Source organism: Streptomyces sp. BE303, assembly GCF_036290945.1.
Lineage (GTDB): Bacteria > Actinomycetota > Actinomycetes > Streptomycetales > Streptomycetaceae > Kitasatospora.
In genome coordinates this window covers 23,396-41,731 of record NZ_JAQYWZ010000960.1, presented here as the reverse complement: position 1 = coordinate 41,731, position 18,336 = coordinate 23,396, and the positions used below count along the sequence as shown (strand labels likewise).

The following is an 18,336-nucleotide window of genomic DNA, read 5'->3' as shown; positions in this document are numbered from 1 at the left end:
CGACTCAACCAGCTCCGGGCCGGGAGTCGCGCCCGGGACTCATGAGCCGAAATCGAAAGCACCCGAACGGCCTACCGTCCCGGGCGGGCGGCGACACCCTCCGGCTGCGGCACCCCCGGTCCGCGGGGCGAACGTCCGCAGGGCCGATCAGGTGGCGGAGGCCGCGTCCGGCCCCGTCGGGCGGCTGCGGGACTCGTCGACGCGGTTGAATCCCACGGGCCCGGAACCCATCGAGAGGACAACCGCGATGACCGGCGACACCACCGTGCTGCTGGGCCCCGCATGATGTCCTGGGCCACCCGGTTCCGGCTGCGGCAGTACGCCAAGGCGAGCCTGTGGATCGTCCCGCTGTTCGGGCTCCTCCTCGGCGTCGCGCTGGCCGAGGCGGCGGCGGCCGTGGACGGCGCGCCCTGGCTGCCGAAGAGCTGGGACTACTCCGCGACGACCGCGAGCACCGTCCTCAGCTCGGTGGTCGGCTCGATGATCGCGCTGCTGGGATTCGTCGTCACCATCGGCGTCCTCGTCATCCAGCAGGCCACCGGCACGCTCTCGCCGCGCTACATGCGGCTCTGGTACCGCGACCGCCTGCAGAAGGCCGTCCTGGCCACCTTCACCGGCACCTTCGCGTTCGCGTACACGCTGCTGCGGAGCATCGAGACCGACTCCGTGCCCAACCTCGGCGTGACCCTGGCCGGTGTCGCCGTCTCCGTGAGCCTCCTGCTCCTGCTGATCTACCTCAACCGCTTCACCCACAACCTGCGGCCGGTGGCCATCGCCGACATCGTGGGGCGCCAGGGCGAACAGGTCCTCGACCGCGCGGCGGCCCGCCTCCGGGCGTCCGCGCTACCGGGCGGGACGCCGCCGGCCGACGGCCCGGCGGTGCTCGTCCGCTCGGAACGCGGAGGGGTCATCCAGGCGTTCGACGCGCCCGGCATGGTCGAGCTCGCGGCTCGGCACGACTGCGTCCTCGTCCTGGCCGCCCCCGTCGGCGACTTCGTGCCCCCCGGCGCCACGGTCGTCCGGGTCCACGGCGGCGCGGCCGCGCCCGACCCGCGCCGGGTGACCGGCCTCCTCGCGCTCGGCGCGGAGCGGACCATCGAACAGGACCCGGCCTTCGCCCTGCGCATCCTCGTCGACATCGCCATCCGCGCCCTCTCCCCCGCCGTCAACGACCCCACCACCGCCGTCCAGGTGCTGAACCACATCGAGGCGTTCCTGCACGCCGTCGGCCGCGTCGGACTGCGCGGTCACTACGTGCTCGCGGACGACCGCGGCCGGCCGCGCCTCGTGCTGCCCGACCGGTCCTGGGAGGACTACCTCGAACTCGGCGTCACCGAGATCCGCGACTACGGCGCGAGCTCCGTCCAGGTCTGCCGGCGGCTCCGGTCCCTCCTCGAAGACCTCCTCGCGGCGCTGCCCGACACCTGCCGGCCCGCTCTCCGCACCGAACTCCGCCTCCTCGGCGACGCGGTCGAGAGGGGCTTCGACGACGCCCCCCGCCGCGCCCGCGCACGGACGGCCGACCCCCAGGGTCTCGGGGGACGGCAGACCCGGGACGCGCTCCCCGGCGCGCCGGCGGCCGACGGGCCCGGCCCCTAGGCCGCCGCCGAGGCCGGGGGCCCGCCCGATCAGTCGGGCGGTCCCCCGGCCTCGAACTCCGCGACACCCGTCCGGGCCAGGAGCACGATCGCCTCGGGGCCGAGGGCGGCGTCGACGGTCAGCCCGGGCTCGTCCTCCCGCAGCGGCTCCAGCGCGTCGTACTGGGAGCCGAGGAGGGCGGGCGGCATGAAGTGCCCGGTCCGCCGGGCGATCCGGGTCCGTGCGACCGCCGGGTCCAGAGCCAGGTGGAGGAACCACACGCCGGGCCCGGCCGCCCGCAGGAGCCGCCGGTACTCGTACCGGAGGGCGGAGCACGCGATCACGGCCCCTTCCCCGCGCTCCGTCGCCGCGCGGACCCGGGCCGCGAGGGCCTGGAGCCAGGGCCGGCGGTCCTCGTCGTCGAGCGCCTCGCCGGCCGACATCCGCGCGATGTTCCCGGCCGGCTGGAGGTCGTCGCCCTCCACGAACGGGACTCCCCGGCGTCGCGCGAGCAGGCGGCCCACGGTGCTCTTCCCCGAGGCGGCGACACCCATCACCACCACGACCGCCGGGGCCGGCGCCGGTGTCCCCATCCTGCTCCTCGTGGTCCTCACCCCGGGGGCACCTCCCCCCGCAGCACCCTCCCGCACCGCGGGCGGATCCGGTCCGTCCGCCGCCGCACGGGGCGACCGGTGCACCCGGACGGCCCAGCGACCGGACCGGTCAGGGCCCCTTCGGTGTCTGACCGGTCGGGCGCCGACGGGGAAGGACGGGCGGGCGGTACGCCCCGGGAGGGACGCCGCTGGGCCGGACGGCCCAGCGACCGGCGGGCCGAACCCCGACCCGCGGGCGGCGGCGGCACCGTGGCGCCGTACCGAACGGGAGCCCACGAACGGGAGACGACCATGGCCTCACCTGCGGACGAGCCGCGCTCGGAGCTGCCGCCCATCCTCCGGGGCCAGAAGGCCCTGGTCACCGGCGCGAACTCGGGGATCGGCAGGGCGACGGCGCTCGGGCTGGGCCGTGCGGGCGCCGACGTGGTCGTGAACTACGTCGCCGGCCGCGACGCCGCGGAGGAGGTGGCCGAGGAGATCAGGTCGTACGGCGTGCGGGCGTACGCACACGAGGCGGACGTCTCCGACGAGGGCCAGGTCGTCGCCATGGTCGGCCGGATGGTCGAGGAGTTCGGCACCGTCGACGTCCTGGTGGCCAACGCCGGGTTGCAGCGTGACGCCGCCAGCACCGAGATGACGCTCGACCAGTGGAACAAGGTCCTGGAGGTCAACCTCACCGGCCAGTTCCTGTGCGCGCGCGAGGCCGCGAAGGAGTTCGTGCGCCGGGGCGTCGTCCCGGAGGTGTCCCGCTCGGCCGGCAAGATCGTGTGCATGAGTTCGGTCCACCAGATCATCCCCTGGGCGGGCCACGTCAACTACGCGGCCTCCAAGGGCGGCGTCCTGATGATGATGCAGACCCTGGCGCAGGAGCTGGCCCCGCAGGGGATCCGGGTGAACGCCGTCGCGCCCGGCGCCATCCGCACCCCGATCAACCGCGACGCCTGGGACACCCCGGAGTCGGAGGCCGACCTGCTCAAGCTGATCCCGTACCGCCGGGTCGGCGACCCGGAGGACATCGCCCGTACGGTGGCCGTACTGGCCTCCGACCTGATGGACTACGTGGTCGGTGCCACGATCTACGTCGACGGCGGCATGACGCTCTTCCCCGGCTTCGCCACCGGAGGCTGACCCGCAGGTGGACACCGCGACCCAGCTCCTCGCCGGCACCCCGGCGCAGCTCCTCCCCGCCCGCGAGCTGATGGCGTTCACCCTCGCCTCGCACATCCTGCTGGTGCCGTTCGGCGTGGCGCTGCCGTTCATCACCCTGGTGATGCACCACCGCGGCCTGCGCCGGGGCGACGCGACGGCGCTGCTGCTGGCGCGGCGGTGGTCGGCCGTGATGGCCGTGCAGTTCGCCGTCGGCGTCGTCACCGGCACGATCCTGTCCTTCGAGTTCGGCCTGCTGTGGCCCGGCATGATGGGCCGCTGGGGAGACGTCTTCGGCCTCGGATTCGGCGTCGAGGCCTGGGCGTTCTTCCTGGAGGCGATCCTCATCGCGATCTACCTCTACGGCTGGCGCCGGCTGAAGCCGTGGACGCACTTCTGGCTCGGCGTGCCGCTGCCGCTCACCGCCCTCCTCGGCGCGTTCGGCATCATCGCCGCCAACTCGTGGATGAACACCCCGCAGGGCTTCACCCTCGACGCGGACGGCGATCCCGTGAACGTCGACGTCCGGCAGGCGATCTTCACCCCGATCTTCGGGCCGGAGTACTGGCACTTCACCGTCGCGATGTTCCTCACCGCCGGGTACGTCGTCGCCGGGGTCTACGCGGTCGGCTGGCTGCGCGGCCGCCGCGGCCGCTACCACCGTCTCGGCTTCACCGTGCCGTTCACCGTCGCCGCGGTCCTCACCCCCCTGCAGTTCTTCCTCGGCGACAACATCGCACGGCAGGTCTTCCAGAAGCAGCCGGTCAAGTTCGCGGCCACCGAGCTGGTCTGGGACACCGACACCCATGTGCCGGAGTACCTCTTCGGCCGCCTCCAGGAGGACGGCACCGTCAAGGGCGGCCTCAGGATCCCCCAACTCGACTCCGTGCTGGCCGGATTCAGGCCGGACACGCAGGTCACCGGCCTCGCCTCGGTACCCGCCGCCGACCGCCCCACCGCCACCCAGGCCACCATCGTGCACTGGGCGTTCGACATCATGGCGACCATCGGCAGCCTCCTGATCGTGCTGGCCCTCTGGTACGCCTGGTGCTGGTGGCGCCGCCGCGACCTGCCGCGGTCCCGCTGGTTCTTCCGCTGCGCCGCCCTCGCCGGCGCCGCCAGCATGCTCTGCGTGGAGTGCGGCTGGATCACCACCGAGGTCGGCCGCCAACCGTGGATCGTCTACCAGAACATGCGCGTCTCGGAGGCGGTCACGCCGACCCGCGCGGCCTCCCTGTGGACGATGTTCGGCGTCGTCGTGGTGGTCTACGTCCTCGTCTTCGGGGCGTTCCTCACCGTGCTGCTCAAGATGCGCACCCGCTGGCGCCTGGCCGACGGCGGTGAGGCCGCGGCCGAGAACCCGGAAACGGACACCCCCTACGGCCCGCGCCACGAACCGGCCGGCACCGGGGCGCAGCCGCCCCCTGCGGAAGCCGGTCCCGGGCACACCCCCGGAGGTGCCGGGTGACCGCCGACATCCTCTCCTGGGTGCTCCTGCTGGCCATCGCCGCCTACGCCTGCGGCGGCGGTGTCGACTACGGCGCCGGGTTCTGGGACCTGCTGGCCGGCGGCGCCGAGCGGGGTAGGCGCCCCCGGTGGCTGATCGACCACGCCATGGCACCGGTCTGGGAGGTCAACAACGTCTGGCTGGTCTTCGTCCTGGTGCTGATGTGGACGGGCTTCCCCGAGTTCTTCCAGACCGTCTTCACCGCCCTGTGGCTGCCCCTGGCGCTCGCCGCCGTCGGCATGGTCCTGCGCGGCGCCGGGTTCGCCCTGCGCAAACCCGCCCGCCTTCTCGCCGCCCGCCGGGTCTACGGCGCCACCTTCGCCGTCGCCTCCCTGCTCACCCCGTTCTTCCTCGGCACCGTCGTCGGCAGCGTCGCCTCCGGCCGGGTCTCCCCCGGCACCACCGCCTCCGCCGACGCCTGGGCCAACGCCACGTCGGTGACCGCCGGGCTGCTCGCCGTCTGCGCGACCGCCGTGCTCGGCGCGGTCTTCCTCACCGCGGACGCCCGCCGCTTCGGCGCCCACGACCTCGTCGGCCACTTCCGGCTGCGCGCCCGGATCGCCGTCGGGGCCCTGCTGGTCGTCGGCGCGGTGGGCCTCGTCGTGACCGCCGACGACGCCTCGTACGTGCACCACGGGCTCACCCACGGCTGGGGGCTGCTGCTCGTCCTGCTGTCGGTGGCGGCCGGAGCGGTCACCGTCGTCCTGGTCGGCGGGCCCGCCCCGGGCCGGGCCCGGTACAGCGCGGTGGCGGCCGTCGCCCTGGCGGTCGCCGCCTGGGGCGTCGCCCAGCGGCCCTACCTGGTGCCCACGTCACTGACCGTCCGTCAGGCCGTCGGGGCGAGTGCCACCCTGCAGTGGATGCTCGTCGTGTCGCTGGTCGCGCTGCTCCTGATCGGCCCGGCCGTGACCGTGCTCTACCGGCTCGACACGCGGGGCGTCCTGGAGCCGCTGACCGACGAGGACGTCGCGGGCTGACGGCGCTGCCGGGCGGTCAGCCCTCGGCGCCCGGGCCGAGACGGGCGAGGGTGTCCAGCAGCCGGTTCCGGTCGGCGAGCACCTCGGGCGGCAGCGAGACGTACAGCTGGATGGTGGTGACGCCGGGGCGGTGGTAGCGCAGGATCCGCCGGCGGCACTCCTCCGGCGAGCCGCTGACGAACAGCCCGTCGACCACCTCGTCCGGGAGCGCCCGCCGCGCGCCCTCGACGTCGCCCGCCGCCCAGCGCCGGTGGGTCTCGGCGAGGAGCTCGCCGTTCCCGAGCCACTCGTGGAACTTCCGGTACGGCTCCCGGTTGAGGATCCAGGCGAGGAACGGGCGGGTCGCGCGGCGCGCGTGCTCGGTGTCCTCGGTCGGGCAGACGAAGACCTTGACCACCAGCTCCTTTCCCGGCGGCTGCGGGCCGACGGCGTCCAGCACCTTCGGCACGTCCTCGGGGAACAGCAGGTTGGTGATCGCGCCGTCCCCCTCGGTGAAGCCGAGCCGCAGCATGCCGGGGCGCAGCGCGCCGAGGATCACCTTGACCGGTTCGGCCGGCGGCTCCGGCAGCCGGTAGCCGGCGATCGAGAAGGTGTCGAAGTCGCCGGAGACGTGCTCGCCGCGCAGGGCCCGGGTGACGAACCGCAGGACGTCCCGGGTCCGTTTGAACGGCTCGTCGAACGGGATGCCGTTGATGTCGGTGACATGGGCGGGCACCGAGGCCCCGATGCCCAGCAGTACGCGTCCGGGGGCGAGTTGGGCGAGCGTCGCGGCGGTCTGGGCGAGCACGGCGGGACCGCGGGTGTGCACCGGCACGATGCCGGTGCCGACCCTCAGGCCCGGGGACCACGCGGCGGCGGCCGCCAGCGGGGTGAAGGCGTCGGAGCCGCCGCCCTCACCGGTCCAGACGTCGGTGTAGCCGAGGTCGGGGAGGCGTTCGACGAGGAAGCGGTGCCGGTCGAGGGACAGCCCCGGCAGCGGGAGGGTGATGCCCCAGCGGGGCGGGTCGTGCGGACGGGGCGGCGAGGTCATCGGGGCGGTCATCGGGGCGGTGGCCTTCCTGGGGCGGCCCGGTGCGGGCCGCCCCGGTGCGGTGCGGGGAGGGGAGGGGCGGGCTGCGCGGGGAGGGGCGGGGTTCAGCGGCGGACCCAGACCGTGGTCAGGTCGAGGAACCAGGACTGCGGCTGGACCAGGCCCTGGACCTTCGGCGCGAGCGCCCGCGGGTTGCGGTCGTTGACGACGAAGAGCCAGGGCGCGTCCTGGGTGACCAGCGAGAGCGCCGTGCGGTAGTCGGTGGTCCGCTTCGCCCGGTCGGGCGAGGCGGCGGCGGACGCCAGCAGGGCGTCGACCTTCGGGTTGCTGTAACCGCCCGTCCAGAAGGGGCTCTTGGAGCCGACGAACAGCGGCAGCAGCGCCTCGGACTGGAACAGGGTGGTGGACTGCGCGACGGCGTCCGAGCCGAGCGCGACCTGGCCCTTGGCCTCGGCCCCGATCAGCGTGCCCCAGTCGGTGGTGCGCAGTTCGACCTTGATGCCGACGGCGGCGAGGTCCCGCTGGAGGGCCTCCGCGATGGGGACGGGCAGCAGGTTTCCGGAGCCCGCGGTGGGGACGGTGACCGAGGTGGAGAAGCCGTTCGGGACGCCGGCCTCGGCGAGCAGCAGCCTGGCCTTGGCAGGGTCGTAGGAGTAGAGGTCACCGGCCGGGTCGTACGCGCCGGTGGCCCGGGGCGCGGCCTGGTAGGCGGGGTCGGCGGTGCCCTGGAGCAGCTTCTCGGCGATCGCCTCGCGGTCGATGGCGTAGTTGGCGGCCTGCCGGACCCTCGGGTCCTGCCACGGGCCCTTGGCGGTGTCCAGGATCCAGTACCAGAGGTGGTCGTAGCTGTTGGCGGCGATGGTGGCCCCGTCGGACTTCAGGGTCCGGATGTCGTCCGGGTTGGGGTACTCGATCCAGTTGGCTCCGCCGGAGCGCAGGGCCGCGGTCCGGGCGGCGGCGTCCGGGAGGGACTTGACGATCAGCCGGTCGAGCTTGGGGGCGCCGCGCCAGTAGGCCGGGTTGGCGGCGAGCTCGATCTGCTGTCCCTCGGTCTGCGAGACGAAGGAGAACGGGCCGGTGCCGACCGGGTGCTCGGCGAAGTTCGCGGAGCCGGTCTTCCGGACGGCGGTGGGGCTGGCGATGAGGACGTGTGCGAGGTCCTCGGGGAAGTGGCCGTTGGGGTCCTTGGTGACGAGCTCGACGTGGTCGGCGTCGGTCTTGCGGTAGGAGACGATCCCGCCCGCGTACTCCTTGGCGGCGGCGCCGAGCGCGTCGGTGTACTCGGGGCTGTTCCGGTCGAGGTAGCGGTCCAGGTTGAAGACCACCGCGTCGGCGTCGAACGGCGTGCCGTCCTGGAAGGTCACGCCCTTGCGGAGCCGGAAGGTCCAGGTCCTCGCGTCCGCGGCGACCTCCCAGGACTCGGCGAGGGCACCGGTGACGACCGGCGGCCGGTCGGTGTCCTTGAGCAGCTCGTAGCGGGTCAGGCCCTCGTAGATCTGGAAGCCGACCAGGCGCTTGCCCTCGAAGCCGGCGCCGCCGATGACGGTGTCGGGGTTGGGGAGCTTGCCGGTGGCCCCGATGACCAGGGTGCCGCCGCGCTCCGCACCGCCGCCCGTGTCGGCGGACCCGCCGGACCCCGGGCCGGACACGCAGCCGGTGGCGGCGAGCAGCAGGGCGGCGGCGGCCGGGAGGGCGGCGGCTCTGGAACGGACGGTGCGGTGGCGACGGTGCGTCATGGTGCTTCCTCGTTCGGTCTGCAGGTGTGCGGGTGCGGGGTGCGCGGGGCTGCGGGGCTGCGGGGTGCGGTGGGGGCGGGGTGCGGTGGGGGCGTGCGGGTCAGTCGGCGGGGTCCGGACGGGGGGCGTGTCCGGTGGCGGCTTCGAGCAGCGCGCGGGTGTAGGGGTGTGCGGGCGACTCCCAGAGGTCGGCGACCGGGCCCTCCTCCAGCACCCGCCCGTACCGCAGGACGAGCACCCGGTCGGCCAGGTGCCGGACGACCGCGAGATCGTGGGAGATGAAGAGGTAGCCGAGCCCGGTCCGTTCGCCGAGGCCGGTCAGCAGGTCCAGCAGCCGCAGCTGGGAGCCGAGGTCGAGCGCGGAGGTCGGCTCGTCGCAGACCAGCAGGTCGGGCCCGGGCGCCAGGGCCCGGGCGACGGCGACCCGCTGGAGCTGCCCGCCGGACAGCTCGCGCGGGTACCGGCGGGCCAGCGCGGGATCCAGCCCGACCTGCCGGAACAGCCCGGCGACGGCCTCCGCCAGTTCGGCCCGGGGCGTGCCGTGCAGCCGCAGCGCGAAGGCCACCGCCTCACCGGCCCGCAGCGCGGGGTTGAGCGAGCCGCGCGGATCCTGCGGGACGAACTGGAGCCGGGCCCGGACGGAGCGGTCCCGGGCGCCGCGCAGCCGGTACGGGTCGTGGCCGGCGAACCGGACGGTGCCCGCGTCGGGCGCGAGCAGGCCCAGGGCGAGCCGGGCCAGCGTGGACTTCCCCGAACCGGACTCGCCGACCAGGCCCACGGCCTCGCCGGGAGCGACGCTCAGGCTGACCCCGTCGAGGGCGGGCCGGCCGGCGAAGTGCCTGACGACCGAGCGGACCTCCAGCAGGGCGGGTGCGGGCTCGGTCATCGGCGGGCTCCGGGGTCGGCGGCGAGCAGGGCCGCGGTGAAGGGGTGCCCGGGCGCGGACAGCACCCGCGCGGCGGGCCCGGCCTCGACGACGCGTCCCTCGCGCATCACCGCGACGTCGCCGCCCACCCGGCGGGCCACCGCCAGGTCGTGGGTGACGAGCAGCAGCGCGATGCCGCAGTCGGCGCGCAGGGTGGCGAACAGGTCGAGGATCCGGCCGCGCACCAGCGCGTCCAGGGCGGTGGTCGGTTCGTCCGCGATCACCAGGTCGGGGCCGCAGGCGATCGCGACGGCGATCGCGGCGCGCTGCCGCAGCCCGCCGGAGAGCTCGTGGGGGTAGGCGCGGGCCACCCGTTCGGGGTCGGGGATCCCGGCCGTGGCGAGCAGCCGGACCACCGCGTCGCCGGTGGCCCGGCGGTCCCGGGTGATCCGGTGCCGGCGCAGCACCTCGGCGAGCTGGGGACCGATGCGGCGCAGCGGGTCCAGCGAGCCGCCCGGGTCCTGCGGGACGTAGCCGATCCGCCGCCCGCGCACCCGGGAGAGCGCGCGTTCGTCCAGGGCCGACAGCTCGGTACCGGCGAGGCTGATCCGCCCGGTGACGCGGGCGGACCGGCCGGGCAGGCCGATCAGGGTGCGGGCCAGGGTGGTCTTGCCGCTGCCGGACTCACCGAGCAGGACGAGCGCCGCGCCGGGTGCGAGCGCCAGCGACACCCCGTCCACGGCCCGGACCGGACCCGGGTGGACGACGGACAGGTCGGTGACCTCCAGGAGGTCGGTCGGGCTCATCGGACGGTCTCCGGCAGCGCGCTCCACCCGGTGTCGCCGACCCTCCGGCGCAGGGTGTCGCCGAGGGTGTTGAAGACCACCGACACCAGCAGCACGGTGAGCGCCGGCAGCACCGCCACCCACGGGTGGGTGAGCAGGCTCGGCCTCAACTCGTCGATCATGGCGCCCCATTCGGCGGTGGGAGGTGCGACGCCGAGCCCGAGGAAGGAGAGTCCGGCGGCGTACACGACGGCGAGGCCGACGAGCGAGGAGCAGTACACGAGGACGACCGGGGCCACCACGGGCAGCACCTGCCGCAGGACGAGGGACGGCAGGCCGGCTCCGCTCACCCGGGCGGCCTCCAGGTACTCGGCGGTCCGGATCCGCCGCACCTCGGTGAAGGCGACCCGGGCGACGGCCGGGGTGAGGACCACGGAGAGGGCGAGCACGGTGGCGCCGAGTCCCGGCCGGAGCAGGGTGGCCACGGCGATGGCCAGCAGGACCCCGGGGAAGGCGTACAGCACGTCCAGTGTCCGCAGCAGGGCCTGTTCGAGCACCCGGCCGCCGAGGCCGGCCGCGATGCCCAGCAGGGTGCCCGCCGCGCCGGCGACGGCGACCGGGAGGAGCCCGGCGGTCAGCGACGTCCGGGTGCCCCAGACCAGCCGGCTCAGCATGTCCCGGCCCTGGCCGTCCGTCCCCAGCGGGTGGCCGGGGGCGCCTGGGTCCAGCAGACGGTCCTGGAGGTGTCCGGCGGCGGGGTCGTACGGCGCGACCAGCGGGGCGGCCGCGGCGAGCAGCAGGAGCAGCACGACGGCGGTGGCGGGCAGGGCGAGGGCCGTGCGGCGCAGCAGGGCCCGGGCCGGCCGGGCCGGTGGGAGCGGGGCCTTCGGCGGCGGGTCCTCCACCGGCGGGGGCGTCGGGGCCTTCGCCGGCGGGGGCATCGGGGTCGTCCCGGGCATCGTCAGCTCCTCACCCTGGGGTCGATCAGTGCGTGCGCCGCGTCCACCAGCAGGTTGACGCCGACGAAGGCGACGGCCACCACCAGCACCCCGCCCTGGACGAGCGGCAGGTCGCGGGCGGACAGCGCGTCGTACAGCAGCCGGCCGAGGCCGGGCCAGGCGAAGAGCGTCTCCACGAAGACCACGCCCTCCAGCAGGTAGGCGAGTTGGAGCCCGCCGATGGTCAGCAGGGCGGGTGAGGCGTTGTGGACGCAGTGCCGCAGGACGGCCGCCCGGCTCAGCCCCCGGGCACGCAGCCCGTCGGCGAGCTCCCCGGCGAGCACCGTGCCGAGGGCGGTCCTGAACACGCGGGCGGTCAGGCCGAGCGGTACGAGCGCGGACGCCACGGCCGGCAGGACCAGGTGACGCAACAGGTCGGCCGGGCCGCCGTCGCCGAACGCGTCGTGCGTACCGCCGGCCGGCAGCCAGCGCAGCTGCACCGAGAGCACCGCGATCAGCACCAGGGCCACCGAGTACTGCGGGGCCGAGACGGCCAGGGTGGACAGCGCCCCGGAGAGCCGGCCGCCGGCCCCCCGCGGATCGAGCGCGCCGATCGCGCCGAGCAGGACCCCGCCGACCAGCACCAGGACGAAGGCCGCCGCCGTGAGGGTCAGGGTCTGCCCCAGCGCGGGCAGCAGCAGGTCGGTGACGGGCCGTTGGGCGGAGACGGACGTCCCGAGGTCGCCGGTCGCCGCGTGGCCCAACCAGGAGAGGTAGCGGACGGGAAGGGGCTCCTCCAGACCGAGGCGCCGGGCCAGTTCGGCGCGGGCCTCGGGCGGGGCCCCGGGGCCGAGGAAGGCGGTGACCGGGTCTCCGGGGACGAGGGCCACGGTGGCGAAGACGACGACGGTGACGCCGAGCACGGTGGGGACGGCGAGCAGCAGCCGGCGCAGCAGGAACCGGGTCATCCGCGGGCTCCCTGGCGCGGGGCGCCGGGCGGTCCGGCGACCGGCGGGTTGGCGGGGGCGGGCATCTGCGGGGGTTCCTTCCGGCTCCGGGCACTGGGTCCGGCCGGGGGCCGCCCCGGGTCGGCGCGGACCGGGCGGGGCGGGCCGTACGGGGTGGCGGTGGCGGCCCGGCGGCGGTGCGGGCGAACGGCCGGCGCCGCCGCCGGGGGCTCCGGCGGATGTCAGGAAGCCTGCGCGCCGCCGGGCCGGACAGCCAGTCAGGCGCTTGTGCTGTTACCGCTGGTCATAGGCTGCGGGCGCGGCCCGGGGGCGGGGGCGGCGCCGCCCCGGCGGGCCGTCCGGCGCCCGTCGGAGCCTCGTCCGGCGCCCGTCCGGTACTCGTCCGGTGCCCGTCCGGTGCCCGTCCGTGACCGTCGCGGCCGGGCCCGCCGGGGGCCCGGTCCTGCCCTTGACCAGCGGCGATCCCCGGTCCTAGGGTGGCGCCATGGCGTATCGGCGGACCGGCTTCACCCTGGCCGGCATCGGCGGCTCGTGGCACCGCAGGTGCTTCGACGAGCTCTGTCGGCCGCGCGCCGCGCGCTGACCCCGGGCCTCCGCCCGCTCCCCCGCGCCGGCGCCCCTCCTCACGACCCGTTCCCGGCGGCCGCCCGCGGTACGCCCCTCCGAGGAGCAGAACCCGTGTCAACCCCCGTCGCCGGCGCGGAACTCGGCGCCTTCCTGCGCGCCCACCGCGACCTCCTCAAGCCCGCCGACGTGGGGCTGACCCCGACCACGCGCCGCCGCACCCCGGGGCTGCGCCGCGAGGAGGTCGCCTCGATGGCCGGCGTCGGACTCGCCTGGTACACCTGGCTGGAGCAGGGCCGGGTGCCCGCCTCGCGGCAGGTGCTGGAGGCCGTCGCCCGGGCGCTGCGGCTCGACCCGGCCGGGCTCCGCTACGCGATGCGGCTGGCGGGCCACCACGACGCCGCCGCCCACGACGGCCCCGGGACGGACCGGCTCGCCGCCGCCGTCCAGCCCGTGCTCGACTCCTAGCCGGCCAGCCCGGCCGTGCTCGTCGACCGCCACTTCGACCTGCTCGGCTGGAACACCGCGTGGGCCGTGCTGTGGGGCCCGCCCGAGGCCGTGCCCGCGGACCGGCGCAACCTGATGTGGCTGATGGCCGTGGACCGCAGGCTGCGCGAGGTCCTGCACGACTGGGAGCCGCTGGCCATGAACGTCTTCCAGCACTTCCGCGCACAGGCCGGGCCGGCCCTCGCGGACTCCCGGACGGAGGAGGTCTACCGGCACCTGGACGCGGACGCGCCGGAACTGCGGCACTGGTGGGGATGCCACTCGGTGGCGGACCTGACCGCCCGCACCATCACCGTGGAGCCGACCGGCACCGGACCCGTCCGGCTGACCCTCTCCTCGTTCCACCCGGTGGACGACCCGTCGGCCCTGGTGCTGCTGCTCACCCCGGCCGACGCCGTCGGGCACCTGCGGATGGCGGCGCTGACCACCCGGGCCGGCGCTCCCGCCGCCGCCCCGGCAGCGGGCTGAGGACCCGGTCGCCGGGGCTCCCGGTTCGCGGCGCGCCGGCCGCAACGGGCGCGTCCGCCGGTCCTGGCCGATAGTGAGACCAAGGGATCGCCCAGACCTTGGACCGCACATGGACCGCTACCCTCCCATCGCCGAGCACGGCCTGATCGGCGACCTCCAGTGTGCCGCGCTGGTGACCTCGCGGGGCGTCGTCGACTGGTTCGCCGCTCCCCGGTTCGACTCCCCGAGCATCTTCGCAGCGCTGCTGGACCACGACCGCGGCGGCTACTTCAGGCTCGCGGACGTCAATCCGGACGCCACCTGCAAGCAGCTGTACTACCCGGACACCGCCGTCCTGGTGACCCGGTTCATGTCGCCCGACGGGGTGGGCGAGGTCATCGACTGGATGCCGCCGGACGCCGGACGGATCCCGAGCGGGCGGCACGCCCTGGTCCGCACCGTGCGCAGCGTGCGCGGCACCGTGCGCTTCGCCATGGAGTGCCGTCCCCGGTTCGACTACGGCCGGGCCACCCACTCCCTCGACCTCCGCCCCGAGATCGCCGCCTTCCGCGCACCGGGCGTCTGCGCGTACCTCCAGAGCACCTTCCCGGTCGAGCGGGACGGCGACGACCTGCGGGGCGCCGTCACGCTGAGCGTCGGCGAGTCGGCCGCGGTCATCCTGACCGTCTGCGACGCCGACGGCCAGAACCCGCCGCCGCCCCCGCCGCCCACCGTCGACGGGATCACGAAGCAGCTCTGGGAGGTCGCCGACTTCTGGCAGCGCTGGGTGCACGGCTCCAACTACCGGGGGCGCTGGCCCGGCATGGTCAACCGCTCCGCCATCACCCTCAAGCTGCTCACCTACGCCCCCACCGGCGCGCCGGTCGCGGCCGCGACCATGGGCCTGCCGGAGCAGGTCGGGGGCGAGCGCAACTGGGACTACCGCTACACCTGGGTGCGGGACGGCTCGCTCTCCGTCCGGGCCCTGCTCGACCTCGGTTTCGTCGAGGAGGCCACCGCCTTCACGCACTGGCTCGGTGACCGGCTGCACGAGGCGACGGGGCAGGGCAGCGAGCCGCTCCGGATCATGTACCGGGTCGACGGCGAACCGCTGCTGACCGAGGAGATCCTCGGCCACCTGGAGGGTTACCTCGGCTCCGCGCCCGTACGGCTCGGCAACGCGGCCTCCGACCAGTTGCAGCTCGACATCTACGGCGAGGCCATGTACGCCCTGTCGGAGGGCCGCGAGATCGCCACCCAGGCCGGCTACCGGGGCTGGAAGGTGCTCACCCGGACCCTGGACTGGCTGGCCGACTCCTGGGACCGCCCCGACGAGGGCATCTGGGAGACCCGCGGCGGCCGGCAGGACTTCACCTACAGCCGGGTGATGTGCTGGGCCGCCTTCGACCGCGGCCTGCGCCTGGCGGACGCCTTCCGCCGGCCCGCCGACACCGACCGCTGGACGAAGGCCCGCGACGCCGTCCTGCTCCAGGTCATGGAGCGCGGCTGGAGCGAGGAGGACCGGGCCTACGTGCAGCACTACGGCGGCGACGCGGTGCTCGACGCCTCGCTGCTCCTGATGCCCCGGGTCGGCTTCGTCTCGCCCCGGGACCCGTCCTGGCTGTCCACACTCGACGCCATGGACCGCATTCTGGTCTCCGACAGCCTCGTCTACCGCTACGACCCGGCGGCCTCCCCGGACGGGCTGCGCGGCTCCGAGGGCACCTTCAGCCTCTGCACCTTCCTCTACGTGGACGCGCTGGCCCGGGCCGGACGCCTGCGACCGGCCCGGTACACCTTCGAGAAGATGCACACCTACGCCAACCACGTCGGCCTGTTCGCCGAGGAGATCGGGCCCAGCGGCGAGCAGCTCGGCAACTTCCCGCAGGCGTTCACCCACCTGTCGCTCATCATGGCGGCCTGCACCCTCGACGAGGCCCTGGACCGCCGGTCCGGCTGACCACATCTTCGGAGACGGCCGGTACGGTGCGCCCGTCGACCGCACGGTGAACGCGGCCGGGTCAGGGGCACCTCGCCCCGGCAGCTGACCGTCCCCGTGGGGGTCGACGGACGGTACGTGCGCGTCCAGCTCGCCGGGACCGGCTACCTCTCGCTGACCGAGGTCCTCGTCGACGTCCCCGGCTCCGCCTGAACCACGTGCGGCGACGTCCCCCCGGGGCTCCCCGTGCCCCGGCCCGGGGAGCCCCGTCCCTCTCCGGGCCGGCCCGGGTACCGCCGCGCAGCCGGCCGACTTGTCCAGCCAACCCGTGTCGATGTTCTCCCCCTGTTCACGTCCGGACCGCCCGTCGAGGGCCGACAGGACACCGGTCGGGCCGAATCTGGGCTGGCCGCCGCCCCCCTCACCACCGTGACTCCGGCCACCACCCCCGGAGACGCGCAGGCCACCACCCCCGTGCCGACCGGCTCGGCGGACCGCTCTTCCGAGGAGGTGCCGGCGGACACCCCCATCGATAGGAGTAGGTCCGTGGAGCGACGTATCGGACGTCGGAAGTTCCTGGTCGGCGCGACGGCGGCGGCGGCCGCCACCGGTGCGGGCTGGCCGGTGCTCGGGAGGGCCGGTGCGGCCCAGGCGGTGCCTGCGGCGGCGGTGCAGGGGGCCGTGGATCCGCGTCTGGCCCCGGTGAAGCACGTGGTGATCCTGATGCAGGAGAACCGCAGCTTCGACCACTACTTCGGCCTGCTCAAGGGCGTGCGCGGCTTCGGCGACCACAGCGTCGTCGACCTGCCCGGCTCCACCTCCGCACCCTCCGGCCGGACGGTCTTCCAGCAGCCGAAGGGCAGCGGATCGATCCTCCCCTGGCCGCTGAGCGGCGGCTCGAACACCTGGGAGCGCTCCGAGTGCAAGGTCGACGGCGGCGGGCACGCCTGGAGCGACCAGCACAACGCCTGGAACGGCGGCCGGATGAACAACTGGTACGCCGCCAAGAGCAGTACCGGCATGACCATGGGCTACCACTCCCGCGCGGACATCCCGTTCAACTACGCGCTCGCCGACGCCTACACGATCTGCGACGCCTACCACTGCTCGTCGATGACCGGGACCGGTCCGAACCGCAACTACCTGTGGTCGGGGTCCATCGGCGCCGGTCTGCCGGGCGCGAACCGGGTCAGTCACAACGGCGGCGACTTCCGCCGCAGCGGGCAGAACTGGCAGACCTACGCGCAGGCCCTGCAGCTGGCGGGCATCGACTGGAAGGTGTACCAGGTCTACGACAAGGCCGGTGACCGCAACTACGGTGACAACGCCCTGGAGTACTTCGCCCCCTTCATGACCTCCGACCCCGCCAAGGACGGCACGGGGGACAAGGTCCTGTGGCAGCGCGGCGTGGCCGGGGTCCCCTACAGCGGCGGCGACGTGGCCGACGCCCTGGTCGCCGCGCTCCGCGCCGACGTGGCCGCCGGGACGCTGCCGAAGGTCTCGTGGATCGTCACGGACTACGCCAACTCCGAGCACCCCAGCGCCAGCCCCAGCGTGGGCGCGACCATGACCAAGCGGGTGCTGGAGGCCCTCGACACGAACCAGGACATCTTCAACTCCACCGTCTTCCTGCTCACCTACGACGAGAACGACGGCTTCTTCGACCACGTCCCGCCCGCCGTCCCCGCCAACACCGGGGACACCACCGAGCACGTCAACGGCCTGCCGATCGGGCTCGGCTTCCGGGTGCCGATGACCATCGTGTCGCCCTGGACCCGCGGGGGCCGCGTCAACTCGCAGGTCTTCGACCACACCTCCGTCCTGCGGTTCCTGGAGGCCTGGACCGGCGTGCAGTGCCCCAACATCAGTGCCTGGCGCCGCGCGGTCTGCGGTGACCTCACCTCGGCCTTCGACTTCGACAACCCGGTCTTCGGCCCGCTCCCCGCCCTGCCCGCCGTGGTCCCCGCCGGCCACTCCCTGATGACCGGCACGGCGTGCAGCACCACCAGCGCCCCCACGCCCCCCGCGAGCGGCACGCTGCCCGCCCAGGAGCCGGGCAACAAGGCCGCCTGCGCGCTGCCCTACCAGACCAACGCCTACCTGGACCGCTACGAGGGCACCGACGCGGGCGGCACCCAGAAGATCTGGGTCGCCATCGAGAACCTCGGTGCCCAGGCCACCGGCGCCGCCCACTTCGCCGCCTACGCCAACGCCTACCGCGGCGGCGGCCCCTGGCAGTACACCGTGGGGCCGAACGCCGCCACCGCCGACTTCTTCAACATCGGGGGCGGCTACGGCAGCGGCAAGTACGACCTGACCGTCGTCGGCCCCAACCGGTTCCTGCGCCGCTTCAAGGGCAACACCGGGGCGGGCAGGGGCCGGTACGCCAGGGTGAAGAGCTGGTTCGCCCCCCACAACGACCCCGTCGCCCTGTGGTTCCAGCTCCGCAACGACAGCCCGGCCGACACCGCCGTCTTCACCATCACCTCGAACCACTACCGCACCGGCACCTGGACCTACACCGTCGGCCCCGGCCAGGCCGTGGACGACTACTTCAACCAGGTCAGCAACGGGCAGGGCTGGTACGACTTCACCGTCACCGTCAACAACGACCCCGCCTGGTCCCAGCGCTTCGTCGGCCACATCGAGACCGGCCGGCCGAGTACGACCGGCTCCGTCGCCTGACACCCGCGCACCGCGGACGACGACTCCGGGCCGGCGGGTGGGGTGACGAC

15 protein-coding genes are annotated in these 18,336 nt (G+C 74.6%); 8 read left to right on the top strand and 7 right to left on the bottom strand.

Features of this window, described 5'->3' with window-relative positions; genetic code table 11:
* The first annotated feature begins 282 nt into the window (after positions 1 to 282).
* Positions 283 to 1,599 (top strand): DUF2254 domain-containing protein, encoded by a 1,317-nt coding sequence (locus PUR56_RS41875; RefSeq protein WP_329952857.1) that lies wholly within the window; start codon positions 283 to 285, stop codon positions 1,597 to 1,599.
* Positions 1,600 to 1,628: 29 nt separating this feature from the next.
* Here the strand turns inward: PUR56_RS41875 and PUR56_RS41870 are convergent, their stop codons facing one another.
* On the bottom strand, positions 1,629 to 2,171 hold the full coding sequence (locus PUR56_RS41870) for a gluconokinase (protein WP_329952856.1): 543 nt from the start codon (positions 2,169 to 2,171) through the stop codon (positions 1,629 to 1,631).
* A gap of 312 nt (positions 2,172 to 2,483) precedes the next feature.
* Between PUR56_RS41870 and PUR56_RS41865 the strand changes: the two genes are divergently transcribed.
* From PUR56_RS41865 to PUR56_RS41855, 3 genes are all read left to right on the top strand, one after another.
* A complete protein-coding gene (locus tag PUR56_RS41865) occupies positions 2,484 to 3,320 on the top strand; it encodes an SDR family oxidoreductase (protein ID WP_329881625.1) in 837 nt (278 codons plus the stop codon).
* Positions 3,321 to 3,390: 70 nt separating this feature from the next.
* A complete protein-coding gene (locus PUR56_RS41860; RefSeq protein ID WP_329952927.1) occupies positions 3,391 to 4,806 on the top strand; it encodes a cytochrome ubiquinol oxidase subunit I in 1,416 nt (471 codons plus the stop codon).
* A complete protein-coding gene (locus PUR56_RS41855) occupies positions 4,803 to 5,822 on the top strand; it encodes a cytochrome d ubiquinol oxidase subunit II (RefSeq protein WP_329952855.1) in 1,020 nt (339 codons plus the stop codon). Before PUR56_RS41860 ends, PUR56_RS41855 begins: the two co-directional genes overlap by 4 nt.
* 16 nt (positions 5,823 to 5,838) lie before the next feature.
* Here the strand turns inward: PUR56_RS41855 and PUR56_RS41850 are convergent, their stop codons facing one another.
* The 6 genes from PUR56_RS41850 to PUR56_RS41825 all read right to left on the bottom strand — a co-directional run bounded on the left by PUR56_RS41850 (position 5,839) and on the right by PUR56_RS41825 (position 12,144).
* On the bottom strand, positions 5,839 to 6,864 hold the full coding sequence (locus PUR56_RS41850; protein WP_329952854.1) for an LLM class F420-dependent oxidoreductase: 1,026 nt from the start codon (positions 6,862 to 6,864) through the stop codon (positions 5,839 to 5,841).
* A gap of 92 nt (positions 6,865 to 6,956) precedes the next feature.
* Entirely contained in the window at positions 6,957 to 8,588 is a 1,632-nt protein-coding gene (locus tag PUR56_RS41845) for an ABC transporter substrate-binding protein (protein ID WP_329952853.1), read from the bottom strand.
* Between the two features lie 100 nt (positions 8,589 to 8,688).
* Positions 8,689 to 9,474, bottom strand: coding sequence for an ABC transporter ATP-binding protein (locus PUR56_RS41840; RefSeq protein WP_329952852.1), 786 nt, complete (start codon positions 9,472 to 9,474; stop codon positions 8,689 to 8,691).
* Positions 9,471 to 10,259, bottom strand: a complete 789-nt coding sequence (locus PUR56_RS41835) for an ABC transporter ATP-binding protein (protein WP_329952851.1) — start codon at positions 10,257 to 10,259, stop codon at positions 9,471 to 9,473. Before PUR56_RS41835 ends, PUR56_RS41840 begins: the two co-directional genes overlap by 4 nt.
* Positions 10,256 to 11,197, bottom strand: a complete 942-nt coding sequence (locus tag PUR56_RS41830; protein ID WP_329952850.1) for an ABC transporter permease — start codon at positions 11,195 to 11,197, stop codon at positions 10,256 to 10,258. Before PUR56_RS41830 ends, PUR56_RS41835 begins: the two co-directional genes overlap by 4 nt.
* Positions 11,198 to 11,199: 2 nt before the next feature.
* The gene (locus PUR56_RS41825) at positions 11,200 to 12,144 is read right to left on the bottom strand and encodes an ABC transporter permease (protein WP_329952849.1); all 945 of its coding nucleotides are present in this window, start codon (positions 12,142 to 12,144) and stop codon (positions 11,200 to 11,202) included.
* Between the two features lie 678 nt (positions 12,145 to 12,822).
* On the opposite strand from PUR56_RS41825, the gene PUR56_RS41820 reads away from it, so the two are divergent.
* The 4 genes from PUR56_RS41820 (at position 12,823) to PUR56_RS41805 (ending at position 18,286) form a co-directional block, all read left to right on the top strand.
* Positions 12,823 to 13,176, top strand: coding sequence for a helix-turn-helix domain-containing protein (locus PUR56_RS41820; protein ID WP_329952848.1), 354 nt, complete (start codon positions 12,823 to 12,825; stop codon positions 13,174 to 13,176).
* A 15-nt stretch (positions 13,177 to 13,191) separates the two neighbouring features.
* Complete coding sequence (locus PUR56_RS41815) at positions 13,192 to 13,683, top strand: MmyB family transcriptional regulator (RefSeq protein WP_329952847.1); 492 nt, start codon at positions 13,192 to 13,194, stop codon at positions 13,681 to 13,683.
* 109 nt (positions 13,684 to 13,792) lie between these two features.
* Entirely contained in the window at positions 13,793 to 15,622 is a 1,830-nt protein-coding gene (locus PUR56_RS41810) for a glycoside hydrolase family 15 protein (protein WP_329952846.1), read from the top strand.
* A 525-nt stretch (positions 15,623 to 16,147) separates the two neighbouring features.
* Complete coding sequence (locus PUR56_RS41805; protein WP_329881615.1) at positions 16,148 to 18,286, top strand: phosphocholine-specific phospholipase C; 2,139 nt, start codon at positions 16,148 to 16,150, stop codon at positions 18,284 to 18,286.
* Positions 18,287 to 18,336 lie beyond the last annotated feature (50 nt).